The organism is Roseococcus microcysteis, from assembly GCF_014764365.1.
Classification (GTDB): Bacteria; Pseudomonadota; Alphaproteobacteria; order Acetobacterales; family Acetobacteraceae; genus Roseococcus; species Roseococcus microcysteis.
This window is the reverse complement of sequence record NZ_CP061718.1, coordinates 2,885,455-2,907,418: the sequence shown is the minus strand read 5'-3', so window position 1 is coordinate 2,907,418 and position 21,964 is coordinate 2,885,455. Positions and strand designations below refer to the sequence as shown.

The window sequence follows — 21,964 nt, the reverse complement described above, 5'->3', positions numbered from 1 at the left end:
TCAGGCCGAGGCGTGCGCCTGGAGGTCTTCCAGCGCACAATAGCGCAGCGCCGCGATATTGGTCGCGGCGAGCACGACGCGCGGCGCGACGCCCGCCTGCCGTGCCTGTTCCCAGCGCATGGCGCAGAGGCACCATTGGTCTCCGGGCTTCAGGCCCGGGAAGTGATATTCCGGCCGCGGGGTGGACAGGTCATTGCCCACGCCGCGGGAGAATTCCAGGAACTCCGCCGTCATCACGGCGCAGACGGTGTGGCTGCCGTGGTCGTGCTCATCCGTCTTGCAGCAGCCATCGCGATACCATCCGGTCAGCGGGTCCATGCCGCACGGGACCAGCGCCCCGCCCAGCACGTTGCGGGCCTGCGGCCCGCGTCCGAACCCGCTGCCATCCGGCATGGCGTCAGGCCGCGGCCTTGATGGCGGCGGCCTTCACATCCTCGCTGACGGCGCCGGCGAAGGTCTCGAAGTTCTTCTCGAACCGCGCCACCAGCTCCGCCGCCGTGCGGTCATAGGCCGCCTTGTCGGCCCAGCTCTCGCGCGGGTTCAGCACCTCGGCCGGGATGCCGGGGACGCTCTTCGGGATCATCAGGCCGAAGAAGGGGTCCTGCACGAACTCCACCTTGGCCAGCGAACCGTCCAGCGCGGCGCGCAGCAGGGCGCGGGTGTGCTGGATGCTCATGCGCTTGCCCACGCCATAGGCGCCGCCCGTCCAGCCGGTGTTCACCAGCCAGCAATCGGCGCCGTCGCGCTGGATGCGCTCTTCCAGCATCCGGCCATAGACCTCGGGGTTGCGCGGCAGGAAGGGCGCGCCGAAGCAGGTGGAGAAGGTGGCCTGCGGTTCCTTGCCCAGCCCCTTCTCGGTGCCGGCCACGCGCGCCGTGTAGCCCGAGAGGAAGTGGTACATCGCCTGCGCCGGGGTCAGCTTCGAGATGGGCGGCAGCACGCCGAAGGCATCGGCGGTCAGCATCACCACATTCTTCGGCAGCCCCGCCTGGCCGCCCGGCGCCAGGCCGGGGATGTAGTTGATCGGGTAGCAGGACCGCGTGTTCTCGGTGTAGCGGTTGTCGTCGAGGTCGAGGTTGCCGCGCTCATCGGCCACCACATTCTCCAGCACGGTGCCGAAGCGGTGGGAGGCGTCCCAGATCTGCGGCTCCGCGTCGCGCGAGAGCTTGATGACCTTGGCGTAGCAGCCGCCCTCGAAGTTGAAGACGCCCTTGTCGGACCAGCCATGCTCGTCATCGCCGATCAGCGCGCGCTCGGGGTCGCTGCTCAGCGTGGTCTTGCCCGTGCCGGAGAGGCCGAAGAACAGCGCCACATCGCCATGCCGGCCCACATTGGCCGAGCAATGCATGGGCAGCACGCCGCGCGCCGGCAGCAGCCAGTTCATCACGGTGAAGATGCTCTTCTTGATCTCGCCGGCATAGCTCGTGCCCGCGATCAGGATGGTCTTGGCGGCGAAGGAGAGCGCGATGCAGGTGCCCGTGCGGCAGCCATCCACCGCCGGATCGGCCTCGTATTCCGGCGCGTGCAGGATGGTGAAGTCGGGCTCGAATTCCGGCAGGTCGCGGCGCAGCGGGCGGATGAACATGTTGCGCGCGAACAGCGCGTGCCAGGCGTTCGTCGTGACCAGCCGCACGCGGATGCGGTGCGCGGGGTCCGCACCCGCATAGAGGTCCTGGGTAAACAGCACCGGGCGCTCGCCAAGCCAGCCGCGCACCTTGGCGACCAGGCCCTGGAACTTCTCGGGCGCCATCTTCTGGTTGATTTTGCCCCACCAGATCTCGTTCGTGACCTCGGGGTCGTCCACCACGAACTTGTCCTGCACGGAACGGCCGGTGTGCTGGCCCGTCAGCGCCATGAAGGCGCCATCCGCCGAGAGCCGGCCCTCGCCCCGCACCAGCGCATGCTGCACCAGGCCCGGCGCGGTGAGGTTGGCATGGACGGGATGGCCCGTCGCGACACCGGTTCCGGACAGCGGATGATCACTCATGAAAAAAGCCTCCTTCGGGGGCGCACAGCAGACCGTTCACGCCTCCTGCAGGAAGCCATGCGATCATGATCTGGGCGGGAGATAGGGCCGAGCCGGGAAAAGCGTCAATCCTGAAAAGCCGTTCATTTCCAGGGCTTGCCCAAATCATTGTGCGGGCGTCATTGGTGCGATGCAGCACGGGCCGCGCGCGTCGCAAGTACCAGTTCCCGCCGAACCGAGTCCGCATCTGTGGCACCCGTTTGAAATTCCAGGCGAAGCACCCGCTCCCCCTCCACGAGGTCGCAACCTTCGGTGTCCACGGCCGCCAGCTTCCACACGCCGGGCCCGCCGCCGGGCAGATGCAGGGCGATGGCCGCGATGGCGTCGGCATGGTCCTCGTTCACATGCGCGATGATGTCGGGCTCGGCCGCCAGCAGCGCCGCCACATGGGCCGGGTCGGGTCGAAGGGCGGCTTCGCGCAACCGGTGGGCGCGGGCGAAACCCTCGACCATGAGCGCCCCCCGCGGCGCGATCCGCCACAGGCCGAAATCCGCGAAATCGGCGTAGAGGGCGGCGTAGGGGTGGCGGGCCAGCCAGCGCGCCTTCAACGCCGGGTCCTCCACCCGTTCCGCCAGGCCCGTCAGCGTCACGCGCGGGGCGGTCTGCGGGTTGGGGCCCTCGCCCGGCCCGGTGAAGAGCAGGGCGCAGCGGGGCTCGCGCTCGAGGTGGCGGGTGTGCTCCGACAGGCGGGAGAGCCAGAGCAGGGGCGAGAGGTCCGGCGCGCAGGCCGGGGTGACGAGGCTCGCGAAGGGCTGGCCGTCGAGCTGGGTGGCGAGGGTCGCGGCCCGCGCGGCACGGATCAGGCGGCGCGCGGCGAGGCCATGGTCTTCGGTCATCGGCGTGCCGATCCTCAGTGCGGGCGCGGCGGCGGAAAGGCCGCGTCGAGCAGGTGCAGGTGGGTGCCGGCGCGGATGGCTTCGGCGGTGTCGCTGTAAGCAGCCTCCAGCGGCGCCAACGGCAACGCGGCGACCACGCCACCCGAATCGAGCCGGGTTTGCAGGGTGGCGGCCGCCTCCGCGAGGCGCGCCGCGCCAAAATTGCCCGCCAGGCCCTTCAGCGAATGCGCCTCCCGCGCCAGGGCGGCGCCGTCATCGCGGTCACGCTGCGCGCGCAGGCGCACCAGGGCGTCATGCAGGCTGCGCAGGAATTCCTGATACATCTGGTCCACCGCATCGCGCGGCAGCCCCTCGAACATGCCGGCCAGCTGCGCGCGGTCCAGCACGGGGGCGCCATCGGCGGCGGGCGCGGCCTCGGTCGTGGCCTGGCCGGCCTGGGCCGCGGCGATGGCCTGGCGGATGGCCGCCCAGTCCAGCGGCTTGGTCAGGAAGCCGGTGAAGCCCGCCATGGCATATTCCGGGCTGGTGCGCGCGAAGACATCGGCCGTCAGCGCGTGCACCGGCACCCGCCCCGCCTCGTCCGGCAGGGCGCGGATGGCCGCGGTGGCGGCGATGCCGTCCATGCCCGGCATGTGCAGGTCCATCAGCACCAGGTCGAAGCGCGGGCCCTCGGCCACGCGGGCCACCGCCTCCTCACCCGTCGCGGCCAGCACGACCTGGTGCCCGTCCCGCTCCAGGATGGCGGAGACGACCTTGCGGTTCAGGGCCACGTCATCCACCACCAGCACCCGCGCGGGGGTGGGGCGCGGCGCGACGCGGGGCGGCGCGGGCAGGCGCAGCGGCAGGGAAAAGCGGAACAGCGCGCCCCCGCCTGGCGCATCCTCGCAGGCCACCTCGCCGCGCATCGCATGGGCCAGCTGGCGGCAGATGACGAGGCCAAGCCCCGTGCCGCCGGCGCGGCGCGAGGTGACCTCCTCCAGCGGTGTATAGGGCTGGAACAGCTCCGCCCGGCGTTCGGGCGGGATGCCGGGGCCGGTGTCCAGCACGTTCAGCACCAGCAGGGGTGCGCCATCCGGCCCCGCCTCCGTGCCCATCCGCACCTTGATCCCGCCCTCCCGGGTGAACTTCACGCCGTTGCTGAGCAGGTGGCCCAGCACCTGGCGCAACCGCTGCGCGTCGCCCAGCACCTGCGGCGGCATGTCCGGCGCCACCTCGACATGCAGGAACAGCCCCTGCCGGGCGGCCAGGGCGGCGAATTGCTCCGCCACCTCGCGCAGCAGCGCCGCGGGGTCGAAGGGCGCGTCGCGCAGTTCGAAATGGCCGGATTCGATCAGGGAGTAGTCCAATATGTCGTCCAGCACGCGCATCAGCGCCTCGGCCGAGCCGCGCAGGGCCTGCAGCCGGTCACGCGCCTCGGTCCCGTCCCCGCCATCCTCCATCAGGTCCAGCATGCCGAGCACGCCGGTCATGGGCGTCCGCAGCTCATGCGACATCATGGCCAGGAAACGGGCCTTGGTGCGGGCGGCGGCCTCGGCGTCGCGGCGTGCGCGTTCCGCCCGGTCCCGCGCGGCCGAGAGCGCCGCGCTGCGCTCCGACAGCTGGGCCGTCGCCGCGCGCAGATCCTGTTCCACCCGCTTGCGGTCCGTGATCTCGACCGTGACGGAGAGGACCCCCGGGCGCGGGTCGTGCAGGCCGCGCAGCGGGACCTTGCTGACCAGCATGGCGCGCGGGCCGCTTTGGGGCGAGGTGAAGGTCTGCTCCCTCTCGGTCTCGCTGGCCCGCCCCTCGATCAGCGCCTCCTCGTCGTGGCGCAGCTCATCGGCCAGGCGGGCGAAGGTCTTGGGGGAGAGGCAGGTCCCGTCCAGTTCCTCGAAGCGGCGGCCCAGCACCTCGGCCCGCCGCAAGGACAGGCTGGCCTCCCAGCAGCGGTTCACGAAGCGGTAGCGACGTTCGGAATCCTTGATGGAGACGGCGGCGGGGAGTTGGTCCATCACCGCCTGGAGAAGCTGGATGTCCAGGTCCACCCGCCGCCCCGTGGTGGGCAACCAGGTGGCCAGGGCCAAGCGGCCTTCCCGGCCTGGCTGGATGGTCAGCAGCAGCAGCCTGTCCTGGGCACGCGCGAGCACAAGCTGGATCGGGCCCTGTGCCTCGATCGCGGCCTGCAAAGCCGCCAGGTCCAGACCGAACCCCGCCTGCGCGGCCGCTTCCCGCAGCGCGTCCACCAGAGCCGTGGCGGCGCCCTCGCCGGGCGCGAGCTCCATCTCCAGCAGAAGATCGGCGGCGGTCGGGTGGGCGTCCGGCCCTGAATTCATCTCTGCTTGCACCCCAGCGCCAGGCGCGGGCTGGCGGACGCATGGTGAACCGGACGCAAGGGCGAAGGAAACCCCTCATCATCCTGGCAAATGTCTATTTGCATGAAGCGTAATCTGGTGTTGCGCATTTTCCCGAAGGCGCATCCCTGGGGCATGCGTGTCGCGGCGCCTCTGGCGTTCCCGGGCCCAAGGCTGTAGGAGGCGCAGATCATGACGACGATCCTGCTTATCCTGTTCCTGCTGGTCACCCTGGCGCTGATCGGGGTCATCCTCGTGCAGCGCAGCGAAGGGGGTGGCCTGGGCATTGGCGGGTCGAGCGGGGGCGGCATGGGCTCGATCATGGGCGGCCGCGGCACGGCGAACTTGCTGACGCGCACCACCGCCATCCTGGGCACCCTGTTCTTCGTGCTGGCGCTGACGCTGGCCCTGCTGGACCGTGGCACGGCGCTGAACCGCTCCATCCTGGACGCCCCCGCGATCGCGCCCACGGCCCCGGCGCTGCCCAGCGTTCCCACCAACTGAGCAACGCCGCGCGAACATAGGTGCCCGGCGCGACCGGGGGGCTGTAACACCGGCGCGGTTGCGGTTATCAGGACCCCCCATGGCGCGGTTCGTATTCATCACCGGCGGCGTGGTCTCCTCGCTTGGCAAGGGCATCGCGGCGGCTTCCCTCGGGGCCCTGTTGCAGTCACGCGGCTATCGCGTGCGGCTGCGCAAGCTCGACCCCTATCTCAACGTGGATCCGGGGACGATGTCCCCCTACCAGCATGGCGAGGTCTTCGTGACCGATGACGGGGCGGAAACCGACCTCGACCTCGGGCACTACGAACGCTTCACCGGCGTCCACGCCAACAAGGCCGACAACTGGACCACCGGCCGCCTTTATTCCGAGGTGATCGCGAAGGAGCGCCGCGGCGACTACCTGGGCGCCACCGTCCAGGTCATTCCCCACATCACCGACGCCATCAAGGCCGCGGTGCTGGCCGACACCGACAATTACGACTTCGTGCTGGTCGAGGTGGGCGGCACGGTGGGCGACATCGAGAGCCTGCCCTTCCTGGAGGCCATCCGGCAGCTCGCCAACGAACTCGGGCCGACGCGCAGCCTCTTCATCCACCTGACGCTGGTGCCCTACATCCCCTCGGCGGGCGAGCTGAAGACCAAGCCCACCCAGCATTCCGTGAAGGAATTGCTCGGCCTGGGCATCCAGCCGCACATCCTGCTGTGCCGTTGCGACCGCAAGATTCCCGAGAATGAGCGCCGCAAGATCGCGCTGTTCTGCAATGTGCGGCCGGAGAGCGTCATCCCGGCCTATGACGCCGCCAGCATCTATTCCGTGCCGCTGAGCTACCACGCCGAAGGGCTGGACCGCGAAGTGCTGCGCCACTTCAACCTGTCCATCTATGGCGAACCGGACCTTTCGGGCTGGCAGCGCATCACCGAGCGCATCACCGCGCCCGAGGGCGAGGTCACCATCGCCGTGGTGGGCAAGTACACGGGGCTGCTCGACGCCTACAAGTCGCTGAACGAGGCGCTGGCCCATGGTGGCATCGCGCACAACATGCGCGTGAAGCTGGACTGGGTGGACAGCGAGATCTTCGAGCGCGAGGAGGACCGCGTGGTGGGCCGCCTGGAGGGTGTCCATGGCATCCTGGTCCCCGGCGGCTTCGGCGAACGCGGCACGGGCGGCAAGATCGCGGCCGTGCGCTTCGCGCGCGAACGGAAAATTCCTTTCTTGGGCATTTGCTTCGGCATGCAGATGGCGGTGATCGAGGCGGCGCGGAACCTGCTGGACATGCAGGGCGCCTCCTCCACCGAATTCGGCCCCTGCGCGGAGCCGGTGGTGGGCCTGCTGACCGAATGGGTCCGCGGCAACCAGCGCGAGGTGCGCGAGGCCGGCGGCGATTTGGGCGGCACCATGCGGCTGGGCGCCTTCCCCGCCGTGCTGGCGCAGGATTCGCTGGTGGCCCGCGTCTATGGCGAAGCGCGCATCGAGGAACGCCACCGCCACCGCTACGAGGTGAATGTCGGCTACCGCGAGCGGCTGGAGGCGGCGGGGCTGCGCTTCTCCGGCATGTCGCCCGACGGGGTGCTGCCCGAGATCGTGGAATACCCGGACCATCCGTGGTTCATCGGCGTGCAGTTCCACCCGGAGCTGAAATCCAAGCCCTTCGCGCCGCACCCGCTGTTTGCGGGCTTCGTGGGCGCGGCGGTGGCGCAGGCGCGGCTGGTCTAGAGCATGCTGCGTTCACGCAGCCTGCTCTAACCTTTGTTGAGAGCGGGATTCAGCGTTCTCGGTGATTCCACCTCAACGCATCCCGCTCTAGGCCGCCTCAGGCGGCGGCGCGCCCGCCTGCCAGCGCGTCCAAGGTGGCGCGCAGGGTCGCGTCCAGCCCCAGCCCGGCCTGCCGGGCGGCCATCACGTCGCCCGCCAGCCCGGCGGCCTCCAGCCGGGCCGCCAGGGCGGAAAGGCGCCACGCGCCGAGCGTGGCCGCTGAGGATTTCAGCGCGTGGAACTCCCGCGCCACCGCCGCCAGGTCGCCCACCGCCAGCGCCGCACCGCCCCGCGCCACCCGGCTCTCGGAATCCTCGCGGAACAGGCGCGCGATCTCGGCCGAGGCGGCGGCGCCGACCACCTCCTCCAGCGCGGCGAGCGCGGAGAGATCGAGCAGGGGCTCCTCCGTCGCCATGGGTTCAGCCCACGCGGGCCAGGGCGGGCGCCACGATGCCGGCCCGGGCGTCCAGCCATTCCTGGAAGGCCTCTGCCGTCATGGGCTTGCCGATGCCATAGCCCTGCGCCACGTCGCAGCCCATCTCGCGCAGCATGTCCATGGCGGCCTCGGTCTCGACACCCTCGGCCACGGTGGTGAGGCCCAGCGTGTGCGCCAGGCCGATGATGGCCTTCACGATCACCCGCGCGTCGCGGTCCGTCTCCATGGTGCCGACGAAGGCGCGATCAATCTTCAGCTCGGAGAAGGGCATCCGGTGCAGCTCCACCAGCGAGGAAAAGCCGGTGCCGAAATCATCCAGCGAAAGATTCACCTTGCGGATGCGCAGCCGCGTCAGCATCGCGGCGACGGCGGCCGTATCGGCCATGGCGGCCGTCTCGGTGATTTCGAGGGTGAGGCTGGAAGGGTCCGCGCCGGTGCGGGCCAGGATGTCCCACACCCGGTCCGCGAATTCCGGATCGTCCAGGGAACGCGCGGAGACGTTCACCGCCACCGAAAGTCCGGGGTGCCGCTGGCGCCAGCTGGCCAGGTCGGTCATGGCGCGCTCGATCATCTGGTAGGTCAGCGGCGTGATGCTGGGGCCGGCCTCGACCAGGGGCAGGAAATGGCTGGGCGCGAGCAGCCCACGCGAGGGGTGTTGCCAGCGCACCAGCGCCTCGCACCCCACCGGCGCGCCATCGCTCAGCCGCACCTTGGGCTGATAGCGGGGCACGAGCTGGTGGCTGGCCAGCGCGTCCTGCACATCGGATTCGCGAATCGGCAGGACCATGGCGGCCGCGGCGGTCAGCCGCGCGCGCAAATCCTGCAATTGGAAGGGCTTGGCCAGCGGTTCCAGCATCTGCAGCCCAAGCGATCGGCCGATGCGGACGGCGGAGCCCACCAGCCGGTCCTCCAGGCCGCTCAGCACGATGATGGCGCAACGGCTGTTGAGCTTGGCCAGTGCCTCCAGCACGCCGATGCCGTCCTGCTCACCGATGGCGAGGTCGAGCAGGACGAGTTCCGGCGGGTCGCTGGCGGCGGCGGCCAGGAAGGCGGCCGGGGCATCGAAGCCCAGCGCCTCGAAACCCGCCGCCTCCGCGACGCGGCGGGCGATCTCGCGGATCGTGGGGTCGTCATCCACCACATGCAGTCTGGAGAGGCTCATGCGCGTCCCTTCAAGGAGGACGAGCATGGCCCCTCAGCCTTAGCGGAGCGTTAAGGCCCCGCCGCCCTCACACCGCGGCGAGGGATTCCCGCCGCAGCGTGACCGACAGCTCATCCAGCGCGGCGCCGAAGCGGGTCACCATGTCGGTGATCTCGGCCTCGGTGATGACCAGCGGCGGCGAGAAGGCGATGCTGTCATTGGGCAGGCTGCGCAGGATCAGCCCGTGGCTTTCCGCGATCTTCACCAGGCGCGGGGCGATCTTCATCGCCGGGTCGAAATTGGCGTGGGTCGCCTTGTCGGCCACGAGTTCCACCGCGCCGATCAGCCCCATGCCGCGCACCTCGCCCACCAGCGGGTGGCCGGAGAGGGCACGCAGCCCGTCCTGCATGGTGGGGGCAACGCGCTTCACATGGCCCACGATGTCGATCTCGTCATAGATCTTCAGCGTCTCCACCGCGACGGCGGCCGCCACCGGGTGGCCCGAATAGGTGAAGCCGTGCCCGAAGGTGCCCAGGCCCGCGCTGCCATCGGCCAGGCCCTCGAAGACCCGCTCATTCACCATGACGGCCGAGATGGGCAAATAGCTGGAGGACAGCGCCTTGGCGCAGGTCAGGATGTCCGGCCGCATGCCGAGGCTCTGGCTGCCCCAGTATTCGCCCGTCCGGCCGAAGCCGCAGATGACCTCGTCCGCCACCAGCAGCACGTCGTGCTTCTTGAGCACCGCCTGGATCTTTTCGAAGTAGGTGGCGGGCGGGAGGATGACGCCGCCGGCGCCCATGATGGGCTCCGCGAAGAAGGCGGCGACCGTGTCGGGGCCTTCCGACATGATCATCGCGTCCAGTTCCTCGGCGAGGCGGGTGGCGAATGCCTCCTCCGATTCGCCGGGATGGGCGTTGTGGTAGTGGTGCGGCGTGCCGGCATGCAGGATGCCCGCGATCGGCAGGTCGAAGAATTTGTGGTTGTAGGGCAACCCGGTCAGCGAGGCCGAGGCGATGGTCACGCCATGATAGCCCTTCAGCCGGCTGATGATCTTCTTCTTCTGCGGCCGGCCGATGGCGTTGTTGTAGTACCAGATCATCTTGATGGCGCTGTCATTCGCCTCGGAGCCCGAATTGGCGAAGAACACCTTGCTCATCGGCACCGGGGCGCGTTCCAGCAGCATCTCGGCCAGGTCCACCTGGGGTTCGTGCGTGCGGCCGGTGAAGCCATGGTAGAAGGGAAGCTGGCGCATCTGCTTCGTCGCCGCTTCCACCAGGCGTTCATTGTGGAAGCCCAGTGCCGCGCACCACAGCCCCGCCACCGTCTCGATATAGCTCTTCCCCTGGTCGTCGAAGACGCGCACGCCCTCGCCGCGGGTGATGACCAGCGGGCCGTTCTTCTGGTGCGCGCGGGCATCGGTGTAGGGGTGCAGCACGCTGGCGACGTCACGGATGGCGGTGGAGTTGCGCGGGGGAGTCATGGGATGGGTTCCTGCCTTGGCCTCAGTTCATGACAGTGTAGGCTCACAGATGGCAGCGCGTCACGGCATCGCTTGACGCATCCATCCGCCGCTCGCTTAACGCCTTACCGCCCCATCAGCCGGAGCCCCGCCCGCGATGACCGAGATCAAGCCGCACGCCGCCCATTGGGGCTTCTTCGACGCCGTGACCGAGAATGGGCGGCTGGTCGGCGTGCGCCCCTTCGCGCAGGACCCGGTGCCGGCGACCCTCATCGAGAGCATGCCGGAGACGGTCCACAGCGCCGCGCGTGTGGACCGCCCCTACATCCGCAAGGGCTGGCTGGAGGGGCGGCGGCGTGGCGCGCTGCGCGGCGGCGATGCCTTCGTCCCCGTCTCCTGGGACAAGGCCACGCGGCTGCTGGCCGAGGAAACCGCCCGCGTGCGCGCCGAGCATGGCGATGCCGCGATCTATGGCGGCTCCTATGGCTGGTCCTCCGCCGGGCGCTTCCACCACGCCAAGAGCCAGTTGCAGCGCTTCCTGGGCATGGGCGGCGGCTACACCTACAGCGTCAATGCCTATTCCTACGCCACCGCCCAGGCCCTGGTGCCGCACATCATGGGCACCAATGAGGTGGTGCTAGGCCGCATGACCGACTGGGCCGCCATCGCCCGCCACGCCAAGCTGATGCTGTGCTTCGGCGGGCTGGCGGCGAAGAACGGCTATGTCACCTCGGGCGGCGCGGCCATGACCTATGGGCCCAACATGCGGCGCGCGGCGGCGGCCGGCGTGCGGATGGTCAACATCTCGCCCTATCGCGGCGACACCGAGGATGCGCTGAACGCCGAATGGGTGCCCATCCGCCCCGGCACCGATGCCGCGCTGATGCTGGCCATGCTGCAGCACATCGTGGCCCTCGGCCGCGAGGACCGTGGCTTCCTCGCCACCCATTGCGTGGGCTGGGACAAGCTGCGCGCCACCCTCGATGACCGCACGCCCGAATGGGCCGAGGGCATCACCGGCGTGCCCGCCGCCACCATCCGCGACCTGGCGACGCGCTGCCTGGACAACCCGACCATGCTGACCGCCGCCTGGTCCCTGCAACGCGCCGATTATGGCGAGCAGCCCTATTGGGCGCTGGTGGCGCTGGCGGCCGCGCTGGGGAATATCGGCAAGCCGGGGCAGGGGGTGGCCTTCGGCTATGGTTCCTCCGGCGGCATCGGCAATCCGCGGCGGGAGATGCCCTCGCTCAGCCTGCCGGCCACGCGCAACCCCGTCTCGCACTTCATCCCGGTGGGGCGCATCTCGGAATTGCTGGAACGGCCGGGCGGGACGCTGACCTATAATGGGCGGGAGTTGCCCCTGCCCGACATCCGCATGGTCTGGTGGGCGGGCGGCAACCCCTTCCACCACCACCAGGACCTGAACCGGCTGCTGCGCGCCTGGTCCCACCCCGAGACCATCGTGGTCAGCGAACCCTGGTGGACCGCCGTGGCCCGCCATGCCGACATCGTGCTGCCCGCCACCACCACGCTGGAACGCAACGACATCGGCCATTCCTCGCGCGACCGCTTCCTGCGCGCCATGCACCAGGCCATCCCGCCCCAGGGCCAGGCGCGCAACGACCACGACATGCTGGCCGACATCGCCGATGCCGCCGGTTTCCGCGACCGCTTCACCGAGCAGCGTGACGAGGGCGCCTGGCTGCGCTTCCTCTACGACAAATGGCGCACGGCCTGCGGCCGGGTGGGCTTCGACGCGCCGGATTTCGACGCCTTCTGGGCGGCCGGCCATGTCGAGCTGCCCGAACTGCCGCCCGGCAAGGAATACACGCAATTCGCCGATTTCCGCGCCGACCCGGAGGAACACCCCCTCGACACGCCCTCCGGCAAGGTGGAGCTGTTCAGCGAGACCATCGCGGGCTTCGCCCTGCCCGACTGCCCGGGCCTGCCGACCTGGATCACGCCGCGGGAATGGCTGGGCGGCGCGGCAGAGGATGAGCTGCACCTTCTCAGCTACCAGCCGCCCACGCGGCTGCATTCCCAGCTCGACCCTGGGCCCATCGCCGCGCGCGACAAGATCCAGGGGCGCGAGCCCATCCTGATGCACCCCGAGGATGCCGCCGCGCGGGGCCTCACCGAAGGCCAGGTCCTGCGCGTCTTCAACGCGCGCGGCGCCTGCCTGGCGGGGCTGCGGCTGGATGACCGGCTGCTGCGCGGCGTGGTGCTGCTGGCCACCGGCGCCTGGTTCGACCCGCTGGAGCCCGGCGTGCCCGGCAGCCTCTGCGTCCATGGCAACCCCAACGTGCTGACGGCGGATGTGGCGACCTCCAGCCTCACCCAGGGCCTGTCGGCGCAATCCTGCCTGGTGCGCGTGGAGCCCTGGACGGGTGAATTGCCGCCGGTGCGCGCCCATATCCCCCCCGTCATCGAGGAAGCCGCCGCTTGATCCTTCGCCGCACCCTGCTCGCCACGCCGGCCCTGCTGCCGGCCGCCGCCCTCGCGCAAGCGCTGCCGCCGGTCGCCCAGGACGACAGCACCGCCCCGGGCTGGCGCCGCGCCACGCTGATCCGCTGGGGCGACCGCGTCACCTTCGACGCGCCCCCCTTCGACCCCGCGCGCCTCGACGCCGAGGGCGCGGGCACGCAGTTCGGCTGGGATGCGCGCATCGCCGCCCTAGTGGTGCCGCCCCCGGCCGCCGATGGCGTGCGCCGCGCCGTGCTGGCCGTGGCACACCCCACCGTGAACCCGGCCATGGCCTTCCCCGGCGGCGTGGACCGGCCCGAGGTCGCCGCCCGCATGCAGGGCGCCAGCCTGCTGAACCTGGAGCAGCAGGGCGGGCGCTGGATCATCGTGGATGGCGGCTTCCAGGCCCGGCGGCTGACGGCGGCGAACCTCTGCTCCACCAGCGGGCCCGGCGCCGAGATCCTGGGCGGTGCGGTGCGCGGCCTCCTGGCGCCGACGGGCGGTGCCGCGACACCCTGGGGCACCCTGCTGCTGACCGAGGGCGACCCCAGCCCCTGGGCCGGCCGCCTGCCCGAGTTCGGGCGGGGCGAGGCCTATGGCTGGGTGGTGGAGCTGGACGCGCTCGACCCGCAATCCATCCCGGTGAAGCAGACCGCACTCGGCCGTTTCCCCAAGGCCGATGCCGCCGCCGCCGCGAGCCGCGACGGCCGCGCCGTGGTCTTCCTGGCCGAGCAGGGGGCGGGCGGTTACCTGTTCCGCTTCGTCTCGGAAGGGCCAGCGGCGCCGGGGGCGCTGGCGCTCGGCACGCTTGCCGCCGCGCGGGTGCAGGGCGGGCGTCTCACCTGGCTGGCCCTGCCGCAAGCCGCCTATGCCAACCCGTCCGAGGCGGCGCGCCAGGCCGGCGCCACCGCCATGGACCGCCCCCAGGGGCTGGACTGGGATTCCCGCACCAACCGCCTGCTGGCCTGCGGCGATTTCGGCGCACTGGCCCTGACGCCGGATGGCGGTGACCCGGGCGCCGATTCCATGGCCGTGGGGCGCCTGGGCGGCCAGGGCATGGGCCGGCTGGGCAGCGTCAGCGCCGATCCGCGCGGCCGCGTGCTGCTGGGCGGCCTGGGCGAGGGCGTCGTGGGGGCCAACGCCCAGCCGCTCTGGCTGGCCGAAGGCGGGCGGGCCAATGCCATCTACGGCGCGCCCCGCGCGGCCGATGTGGGCGGCGCCGTGGCCAGCCCCGATGGCGGGACCATCTTCGCCGCCGTCCGCCGGCCGGGCGCCGAGCAGGGGTCGAGCTTCAACCGCCCCGCCACGCGCTGGCCGGAATTCGCGGCCGGGCAGCCGCCGCGTTCGGCCATCGTGGCACTCACGCGGGGATGATCCTGCCGGGGCCGCGCGTGCTGGCCACCATCACCCCCTCCGGCAACACGGTGGTGGAGGCGGTGACCCAGGCCATGCTGCGCGCGCGGCCCGACGTGCTGCCCATCTTTTCCCGGATTGCCGTGCATGGCGCGGTGGACCGCTTCCCGGACCGCTACGACCTGGAGGGCATGCTGGGCGCGGCCGAATTGCTGGCGCACGCGAAGCCCGATGCCATCGTCTGGAATGGCAGCAAGGGTGGGATCATCGGGCTGGAGCATGACCGTGACCTGGTGGCGCGCATCACCGCCGCCACGGGCGTGCCGGCCACGACCTCGGCGCTGGTGCTGGAGGCGCGGCTGGAGGCGCGCGGGCCGACGCGCCTCGGCCTCGTGACCCCCTACAGCGACGCCTACCAGGCGCGCCTGCTGCAAGCCTTCGCCGCGCGCGGCTGGGTGGTGGGGGCGGAAAGCCATCTGGGGCTGACCGACAACCTCTCCTACGCCGCGGTCCCGCTGGAGCGGCTGCGCGCGCAATGCGAGGCGGTGGCCCCGCATTGCGACGTGCTGCTAGGCTGGTGCACCAACTGCCCGGTCGCGGCACTGGGGCCGGAAGTGGCCGGGCGACCCTTGTGGGACGCCACGGCCTTGGGGGTGGAAGGCGGGCTCGCGCTTATTCCGCCGCCATCCGCTGCTGGCTGAGCACGGCCCAGACCTTCTCCGGCGTCACCGGCATGTCGATATGGGCCACGCCCAGCGCATCGCACACGGCGCTGACCACCGCCGGCGGCGCGCCACAGGAGCCGCCCTCGCCCGCGCCCTTCACGCCGAGGTCGTTCGACGGGCAGGGCACCACGTTCAGATCCACCTCAAGGTCCGGCAGGTCGCTCGCGCGCGGCATGCAGTAGTCCTGGAAGGTGGCCGTCAGGAACTGGCCGCTCTCGCTGTCATAGCGCGCATGTTCATACAGCGCCTGCCCGATGCCGGAGACGATGCCGCCATGGCATTGCCCATGCACCAGCAGCGGGTTCAGCGGCACGCCCACATCATCCACCGCGGCGTAGCGCACCACGGCCACTTCACCCGTGTCGGTGTCCACCTCCACCTCGGCGACGTGGCAGCCATTGGGGAAGTTGCACTCGGTGTTGCGCTTGTAGAGGAGTTCCTCGTCCAGCCCCGGCGTCTCGCCCGGGATTTCGGCCTGGGCGATGTCGGCCCAGGTGAGGGTGCGGTCGGTGCCGGCGATGCGGAAGATTTCGCCCTCATGCTCGATATCGGCCTCGGCGGCTTCCAGAATTAGGGCGGCCAGGCGCTTGGCCTTGGCCAGCACGAGTTCGGAGGCACGCGCCACCGCGACACCGCCCATCTGCGAGGAGCGCGAGCCACCCGTGCCGCCGCCCGCCGGCACCACGTCGGAATCGCCCTGGATCAGCCGCACCTTGTCGAAGGGAATGCCGAGCCGCGCGTGCAGCACCTGCGCGAAGGCCGTCTCATGCCCCTGGCCATGGCTGAAGGTGCCGACATGCACCAGCGCCTCGCCCTGCGCGTTGATGCGCACCCGCGCCCATTCGGCCGGCTGCCCGCCCGAGGCCTCGATGAAGAAGCCAAGCCCGCGCCCGCGCAGCTTGCCGCGCGCGCGGCTTTCAGCGGCGCGGGCTTCGAAGCCGTCCCAGTCCATCAAGGCCAGGGCCTGCTGCTGGGTTTCCTCGAAGCGACCGCTGTCGATCTCGTTGCCGGCGCAGTTCACGTAAGGGATCTGCTCGGGCTTCACGTAGTTGCGCGCGCGGATTTCCTCGCGGCTGATGCCGAAGGCCAGCGCGCCCTGGTCCAGCAGCCGCTCGATCACATAGGCCGTCTCGGGCCTTCCCGCGCCGCGATAGGCGTCGGTGGGCGCGGTGTTCGTGAACACGCACTTCACCCGCGTGCTGACGGCCTGCATGTCATACACCGTGCCCTGGATGCGGCCGCCGGCCACGGTCGGGATGCGCGGGCCGAAGTCGAAGAGATACCCGCCCATCGCCGCGATGGTCTCGACCTTCATGCCGAGGATTTTCCCGTCCGCATCGAAGGCCATCTCGGCATGGGTGACGTGGTCACGGCCATGCGGGTCGCACATGAAGGTCTCAGTGCGGTCCGAACGCCACTTCACCGGACGGCCCAGGCGCTTCGAGGCCCAGAGCACCATCGCACTTTCGGGAAAGAGCTTGCCGCGCAACCCAAAGCCGCCGCCCACATCGGGGCTGATGACGCGCATCTTCTCCTTGGGGATCTTGAAGATGTATTGCGCCAGGCCCTCACGCACGCGGACCACGCCCTGGGTGGGGCTGTGCAGCGTGTAGTGGTCCTTGGCCGCGTCGTATTCGCCCAGCGCCACGCGCGGTTCCATCGGGTTGCCGACGAGGCGGTTGTTCACCAGCTCGACGCTGACCGTGCGCGCGGCCTTGGCGAAGGCGGCTTCGGCCTGGGCTTCCTTCTTGTTCGACCAGTACACGCAGACATTGGAGCCGAGCTGCTCCCAGATCACCGGCGCATCCGGCGCGGCGGCGGCGGCGGTGTCGGTGACCGAGGGCAGGATGTCGTAATCCACCATCACCAACTCGGCAGCGTCCTGGGCCTGGGCGCGCGTCTCGGCCACCACCAGCACCACCGGGTCGCCCACGAAGCGCACGAAATCGGTCTGCAGCGTCTTGCGCGGCGGGCACCAGACGGGCTTGCCGTCGAGGCCCGGCACCTCGACCTGCACGGGGAACAGGCCCAAGCCATCGGCATCCGCGTCATGGCCCGTCAGCACCGCCAGCACGCCGGGCGCGGCTTTCGCGGCCTCGGTGTTAATGGAGAGGATGCGGGCATTGGCGTGCGGGCTGCGGAGCACCACCGCCCAGGCCTGGCCCTCGCGGTTGATGTCGTCGGTGTAGGTGCCCGCCCCCGTCAGGAGCCGCACATCCTCCTTGCGGCGCACAGGCTGGCCGATGCCGAACTGATCCATGAACATGTCTCCCCAAGGCTTCCTCGCAAACTAGGTGTGGGGGGTCGCCCTGGCAACGCGGGGCCGTTACGCTTCTTCCCGGAGGAGACAACATGCGTTTCGATCTGCCGGACACGCCCCCGGGCGCCGAGGCCCTGCGCGCCGAGCTGCGCGCCTTCCTGGCCGAGGCGGGCCGCGCCTGGACGCCCGAAATCCGCGCCCGTTCCTGGATGGGCTTCGACCGCGACTTTTCCCGTGAGGTCGGCGCGCGTGGCTGGATCGGGATGACCTGGCCCAAGGCCTATGGCGGGCATGAGCGTTCGGGCCTGGAGCGCGTGGTGGTGCTCGAGGAGATGCTGGCCGCCGGCGCCCCCGTGGGGGCCCACTGGATCGGCGACCGGCAATCGGGGCCGCTGATCCTGCGGCTGGGCACCGAGGAACAGCGCCGCCGCATCCTGCCCGGCATCGCGCGCGGCGAACTCGCCTTCTGCATCGGCCTTTCGGAGCCCGATGCGGGCAGCGACCTGGCCAACCTCCGCACCAAGGCCGAGCGCGTGCCAGGCGGCTGGAAGCTCAACGGCCGCAAGATCTGGACGACCTTCGCGCACAAGTCGGACTACATGATCGCGCTGGTGCGGACCTCGCCCGCGCCGGAGGGCGGGTCGCGCCATGCGGGCCTCTCGCAGTTCCTGGTGGACCTTCGCCTCTCGGGCATTTCCATCCGGCCGATCCGCGACCTGGCGGGGGCGGACAGCTTCAACGAAGTCACCTTCGACGACGTGATGCTGAAGGAAGATGACCTCGTCGGCGCCGAGGGCGCGGGCTGGGCCCAGGCCACCAGCGAACTCGCCTTTGAGCGGAGCGGACCGGACCGCTACCTCTCCTCCTATCCCGCCCTGTCGCTGGGCCTGGATGCGCTGGCCGCGAACCCGGTGCCGGGTGCCGAAGTGACGGTGGGCCGCATGGTGGCGCGGCTCTCCGCGCTGCGCGGCATGTCGCTCTCGGTGGGCGGCATGCTGGAGCGCGGCGAGGACCCGGCGGTGGAGGCGGCGTTGGTGAAGGATGTGGGCAATGTCTTCGAACAGGCGCTGCCCGAGCATCTGCGCGGCCTTCTCGACCCGGAGGACAGCCCGGCCGAGCTGCGCGCGCTGCTGGCCGCGCTGACGCAGCTGACGCCTACCTTCAGCCTGCGCGGCGGCACGCGGGAAATCCTGCGCGGGATCATCGCGCGCGATCTGGGTCTTCGCTGACATGAACGAACTTCGCGGCATCCTCGTCGAACAAGTGGAACGGCTGGTGGCGGACGCGGGCGGCGTCGCGCCGCTGCGCGAGGTGGAGGCGGGCGGCTTTCCGCAAGCCCTCTGGGACGGCTTGAGCGAACAGGGCCTCGCCCTGGCCCTGGTGCCGGAGGAGGCGGGCGGCGTCGGCCTCTCCTGGGGCGACGCGGCCGCCCTCTGGCAGGTGCTGGGCCAGCATGGTGCGCCCGTTCCCATGGCCGAGACGATGCTGGGCGCGGCCCTGCTCTCGGCGGCGGGCGTCGAGGTGCCGGATGGCGTGTTGGCGCTGGGCGAGAAGGGCGCGCCCTTCGGCCGCCATGCCACGAATGCCGTAAAGCTGGACGGCGCGCGGCTGACGCTGCACGCGGTGGAGGGCGCCACCCCCGGCGCCAATATCGGGCGCGAGCCGCGCGACGACCTGACGCTCGCGCCGCGCAGCGCCGCTGGCATCCTGCCCAACAGCCATGGTCCGCGCGCGCTGCGCCTGGGCCTCGCGCTGATCCGCGCCGCGCAGATCGCGGGGGCCATGGAGCGCATCCTGGCGCTGGCCGTGGATTGGGCGAACACGCGCAAGCAGTTCGGCCGGCCCATCGGCAAGTTCCAGGCGGTGCAGCAGCAATTGGCCGCCATGGCGGGCGAGGTCGCGGCCGTACAGGTCGCCGTCAGCAATGCCGCGCGCGCGGTGGATGCGCGGGGGCTGGCGGAAGCCGCCTTCGAGATCGGCTGCGCCAAGGTCGTGGCGGGCGAGGCCGCGACCTTCGGCGCCGCCACCGCGCACCAGGTCTTCGCCGCCATCGGCATCACCGAGGACCATGAGCTGCACCATTTCACCCGCCGCCTCTGGGCCTGGCGCGAGGAGGGCGGCACCGACCGCGCCTGGGCCGCCGAAATCGGCAAGCTCGCCCTCGCCCGCGGCGGCGCGAACCTCTGGCCGGATTTGACGGCGCGCGACGCCTGAAGGAACACCACCCATGACGAACTTCCTCAAGATCGAGCAGGACGGCCCTGTCGTCACGCTGACGCTGAACGCGCCGGACCGGCGCAACGCCATCTCCTCCTTCGAGGATTGCGCGGAAGTGGAGGACGCCTGCCGCCGCATCGCGCGCGACGACAGCCTGCGCTGCGTGATCCTGACCGGCGCCGACCCCGCCTTCTGTTCGGGCGGCGACCTGAAGGGCATGCGCGACCGCAAGGGCATCATGGCCGCCGACAGCCCGGCCGTGATGCGCGAGAACTACCGGCGCGGCATTCAGCGCATCCCCTTGGCGCTGTGGGAGCTCGACTTGCCCACCATCGCCGCCGTGAACGGGGCCGCCATCGGCGCGGGGCTCGACCTCGCCTGCATGTGCGACATGCGCGTGGCCAGCGAGAAGGCCATCTTCGCCGAAAGCTTCGTGCGCGTGGGCATCGTGCCCGGCGATGGCGGCGCCTGGCTGCTGCCGCGCGCGGTGGGCATGGCGATGGCGGCGGAAATGTCCTTCACCGGCGACCCGCTGGATGCCGGGCAGGCGCTGGCCGCACGCCTCGTTTCGCGCGTGGTGCCGCATGGCGAGCTGATGAGTGCCGCGCGTGAACTCGCCGCGCGCGTGGCGAAGAACCCGCCGCAGGTGCTGCGCATGACCAAGCGGCTGCTGCGCGAGGGGCAGCACATGTCGCTCGCTTCGCTGCTGGAAATGTCGGCGGCCTTCCAGGCCATCGCGCATGAGACGGCGGACCACAAGGAGGCGGTGAACGCCATGCTGGAAAAGCGCCAGGGCGTGTTCACGGGGCGATGAGCGACCCCGTCCCCGCCATCCGCGAGGCGGAGGCGACCGGCGAGATCGCTGAGATCTTCGCCGATATCCGCGCCACCTATCGCATCGGCGTGGTGAACCTGATCTGGCGGCACCTGGCGGTGTTCGAGGGCGCGCTGCCCTGGGCCTGGGGCAGCCTGAAGCCGCTCTATGTCGGCGGGCATGTGGCGGCAGCGGCGGCCGTGTTGCGCGCCGACCGCCCGCTGCCGGAGGCGCCGCGCGTGCCGGAGGCCGCCTGGGCCTGCATCGGCCTCGACCCCGCGCCGGTGCGCGACGTGATCGCGGCCTATGACCGCAGCAACCCCATGGCGCTGGCGGCCCTCACCCTGCTGCGCGAAAGCACGGCACCGGGCTTCGTGGCCGGCGGCGCGCCGCGTGCGCCGCTCTTCCCCGAGGAAGCGCCCATTCCGCTGCCCGCACTGCTGGCGCTGGACGAAATGCCGTCACACGCTGCGGAGATGGTGCTGGCGCTGAACGCCATGGGCAGCACGGCGGGACAGCCCATCCTGGCCAGCATGTATCGCCACATGGCGCATTGGCCGGGCGCGCTGTCTCTGGCGCATGGCGTGCTGGCGCCGCTGCACGCGCGGGGCGAATTGCAGGCCGCCATCGCCGCAACACGCGACCTGGCGCGGGAGGAAGCGGCGCGCATGGCGACCCTGCTGCCGCGCCTGCCGCCACCGCCCGATCTGCCGCCTGTGCAGGCGGCGCTGGACGTCTTCATCCAGGACGCCATCGGGCGCATGGTGGTGAATGGCGGCGTGCTGGGCGCGGCCTTCCGCGCCTGATCGTCGTTGCCGGAAGCGGCGATGAAGTGAATCAGCCCCGCCCTTCGAACGGCATCTTCGTCGCCTTGATGGTCATGAACAGCACGTTCGCATCGAGGGTCAGGCTGTCCATGTAGACGATGGCGTTGGCCACGTTCTGCACGTCCATGGTGGGTTCCACCATCATCTCGCCATTGGGCTGCTTCACGCCCTTGGTCATGCGCTGGGTCATGTTCGTGGCGGCGTTGCCGATGTCCACCTGGCCCGCGCAGATGTTGTATTTCCGCCCATCCAGCGCCAGCGACTTGGTCAGCCCCGTGATGGCGTGCTTGGTGGCGGTGTAGGCGATGCTGTCGGGCCGCGGCGCATGCGCGCTGATCGAGCCGTTGTTGATGATGCGCCCGCCCTGCGGCGACTGCTCCTTCATCATGCGGAAGGCCTGCTGCGCGCAGTAGAAGCTGCCATTGAGGTTGACGTTCACCACCTCCTGCCACTTCTCCACGGGCAGGTCCTCCAGCAGGAAGCCCTGCACGCCCATGCCGGCATTGTTGAACAGCAGGTCACAGCGGCCCCAGTTGGACTTCACCTTGGTGAAGACCGCGGCCACGCTCTCCGGGTCGCCCACATTGGTGGGCACGGGCATTGCGTTGCCGCTATTGGCGCCGGCCATCTGCGCGGTCTCCTCCAGGTCGGCCTGGCGGCGCGCCACCAGCGCCACGCGATAGCCCGCCTTTAACAAAGCGAGCGCCGCGGCCCGCCCGATGCCCGTGCTCGCCCCCGTCACCACCGCCACCTTGCTCATGCCGTCTCGCTCCCCTGGCTCGTTGCGGCGCAAGATTGCGCCGGGGGCGCGCGGGCCGCA

At 70.7% G+C, this 21,964-nt stretch carries 18 protein-coding genes; 9 read left to right on the top strand and 9 right to left on the bottom strand.

Features of this window, described 5'->3' with window-relative positions; all coding sequences use genetic code 11:
• The 4 genes from ICW72_RS13995 to ICW72_RS13980 form a co-directional block, all read right to left on the bottom strand.
• Positions 1-393 carry a DUF2237 family protein gene (locus ICW72_RS13995; RefSeq protein ID WP_191083273.1) on the bottom strand — a complete coding sequence of 131 codons (393 nt, stop codon included), beginning with the start codon at positions 391-393 and terminating at the stop codon, positions 1-3.
• Between the two features lie 4 nt (positions 394-397).
• Entirely contained in the window at positions 398-1,987 is a 1,590-nt protein-coding gene (locus ICW72_RS13990; RefSeq protein ID WP_191083272.1) for a phosphoenolpyruvate carboxykinase, read from the bottom strand.
• Between the two features lie 158 nt (positions 1,988-2,145).
• The gene (locus ICW72_RS13985; protein WP_191083271.1) at positions 2,146-2,862 is read right to left on the bottom strand and encodes a HugZ family pyridoxamine 5'-phosphate oxidase; all 717 of its coding nucleotides are present in this window, start codon (positions 2,860-2,862) and stop codon (positions 2,146-2,148) included.
• 14 nt (positions 2,863-2,876) lie between these two features.
• Entirely contained in the window at positions 2,877-5,174 is a 2,298-nt protein-coding gene (locus tag ICW72_RS13980) for an ATP-binding protein (protein ID WP_191083270.1), read from the bottom strand.
• Positions 5,175-5,384: 210 nt separating this feature from the next.
• On the opposite strand from ICW72_RS13980, the gene secG reads away from it, so the two are divergent.
• Together secG and ICW72_RS13970 are read left to right on the top strand one after the other, a co-directional pair.
• A complete protein-coding gene (gene secG / locus ICW72_RS13975; protein ID WP_191083269.1) occupies positions 5,385-5,696 on the top strand; it encodes a preprotein translocase subunit SecG in 312 nt (103 codons plus the stop codon).
• A gap of 79 nt (positions 5,697-5,775) precedes the next feature.
• Positions 5,776-7,410, top strand: coding sequence for a CTP synthase (locus tag ICW72_RS13970; protein ID WP_191083268.1), 1,635 nt, complete (start codon positions 5,776-5,778; stop codon positions 7,408-7,410).
• Positions 7,411-7,507: 97 nt separating this feature from the next.
• On the opposite strand, the gene ICW72_RS13965 is transcribed toward ICW72_RS13970, so the two are convergent.
• The 3 genes from ICW72_RS13965 to ICW72_RS13955 form a co-directional block, all read right to left on the bottom strand.
• On the bottom strand, positions 7,508-7,864 hold the full coding sequence (locus tag ICW72_RS13965) for an Hpt domain-containing protein (RefSeq protein ID WP_191083267.1): 357 nt from the start codon (positions 7,862-7,864) through the stop codon (positions 7,508-7,510).
• A gap of 4 nt (positions 7,865-7,868) precedes the next feature.
• Positions 7,869-9,047, bottom strand: coding sequence for an EAL domain-containing response regulator (locus tag ICW72_RS13960; protein ID WP_191083266.1), 1,179 nt, complete (start codon positions 9,045-9,047; stop codon positions 7,869-7,871).
• Positions 9,048-9,114: 67 nt separating this feature from the next.
• Positions 9,115-10,506 (bottom strand): aspartate aminotransferase family protein, encoded by a 1,392-nt coding sequence (locus ICW72_RS13955; protein ID WP_191083265.1) that lies wholly within the window; start codon positions 10,504-10,506, stop codon positions 9,115-9,117.
• 136 nt (positions 10,507-10,642) lie between these two features.
• On the opposite strand from ICW72_RS13955, the gene ICW72_RS13950 reads away from it, so the two are divergent.
• The 3 genes from ICW72_RS13950 to ICW72_RS13940 are packed head-to-tail and all read left to right on the top strand — an operon-like array spanning position 10,643 to position 15,002.
• Positions 10,643-12,931, top strand: a complete 2,289-nt coding sequence (locus tag ICW72_RS13950; RefSeq protein WP_191083264.1) for a molybdopterin-dependent oxidoreductase — start codon at positions 10,643-10,645, stop codon at positions 12,929-12,931.
• A complete protein-coding gene (locus tag ICW72_RS13945) occupies positions 12,928-14,322 on the top strand; it encodes an alkaline phosphatase PhoX (RefSeq protein WP_191083263.1) in 1,395 nt (464 codons plus the stop codon). The genes ICW72_RS13950 and ICW72_RS13945 overlap by 4 nt, the downstream gene beginning before the upstream one ends.
• Positions 14,319-15,002, top strand: coding sequence for an aspartate racemase/maleate isomerase family protein (locus ICW72_RS13940; RefSeq protein WP_191083262.1), 684 nt, complete (start codon positions 14,319-14,321; stop codon positions 15,000-15,002). The genes ICW72_RS13945 and ICW72_RS13940 overlap by 4 nt, the downstream gene beginning before the upstream one ends.
• Here ICW72_RS13940 and ICW72_RS13935 read toward each other — a convergent pair.
• Complete coding sequence (locus tag ICW72_RS13935; protein ID WP_191083261.1) at positions 14,974-17,286, bottom strand: xanthine dehydrogenase family protein molybdopterin-binding subunit; 2,313 nt, start codon at positions 17,284-17,286, stop codon at positions 14,974-14,976. The genes ICW72_RS13940 and ICW72_RS13935 overlap by 29 nt on opposite strands.
• Before the next feature lie 92 nt (positions 17,287-17,378).
• On the opposite strand from ICW72_RS13935, the gene ICW72_RS13930 reads away from it, so the two are divergent.
• From ICW72_RS13930 to ICW72_RS13915, 4 genes are read left to right on the top strand one after another with little or no spacing between them, the layout of a single operon-like run.
• Positions 17,379-18,515: an acyl-CoA dehydrogenase family protein gene (locus ICW72_RS13930; RefSeq protein ID WP_191083260.1), complete on the top strand. Its 1,137-nt coding sequence runs from the start codon at positions 17,379-17,381 to the stop codon at positions 18,513-18,515.
• A 1-nt stretch (position 18,516) separates the two neighbouring features.
• On the top strand, positions 18,517-19,500 hold the full coding sequence (locus ICW72_RS13925) for an acyl-CoA dehydrogenase (protein WP_191083259.1): 984 nt from the start codon (positions 18,517-18,519) through the stop codon (positions 19,498-19,500).
• Between the two features lie 13 nt (positions 19,501-19,513).
• Positions 19,514-20,317, top strand: a complete 804-nt coding sequence (locus ICW72_RS13920) for a crotonase/enoyl-CoA hydratase family protein (protein WP_191083258.1) — start codon at positions 19,514-19,516, stop codon at positions 20,315-20,317.
• Positions 20,314-21,123, top strand: a complete 810-nt coding sequence (locus tag ICW72_RS13915) for a hypothetical protein (protein ID WP_191083257.1) — start codon at positions 20,314-20,316, stop codon at positions 21,121-21,123. Before ICW72_RS13920 ends, ICW72_RS13915 begins: the two co-directional genes overlap by 4 nt.
• A gap of 31 nt (positions 21,124-21,154) precedes the next feature.
• Here ICW72_RS13915 and ICW72_RS13910 read toward each other — a convergent pair whose 3' ends face one another.
• The gene (locus tag ICW72_RS13910) at positions 21,155-21,904 is read right to left on the bottom strand and encodes an SDR family oxidoreductase (RefSeq protein ID WP_191083256.1); all 750 of its coding nucleotides are present in this window, start codon (positions 21,902-21,904) and stop codon (positions 21,155-21,157) included.
• Positions 21,905-21,964: the final 60 nt, after the last annotated feature.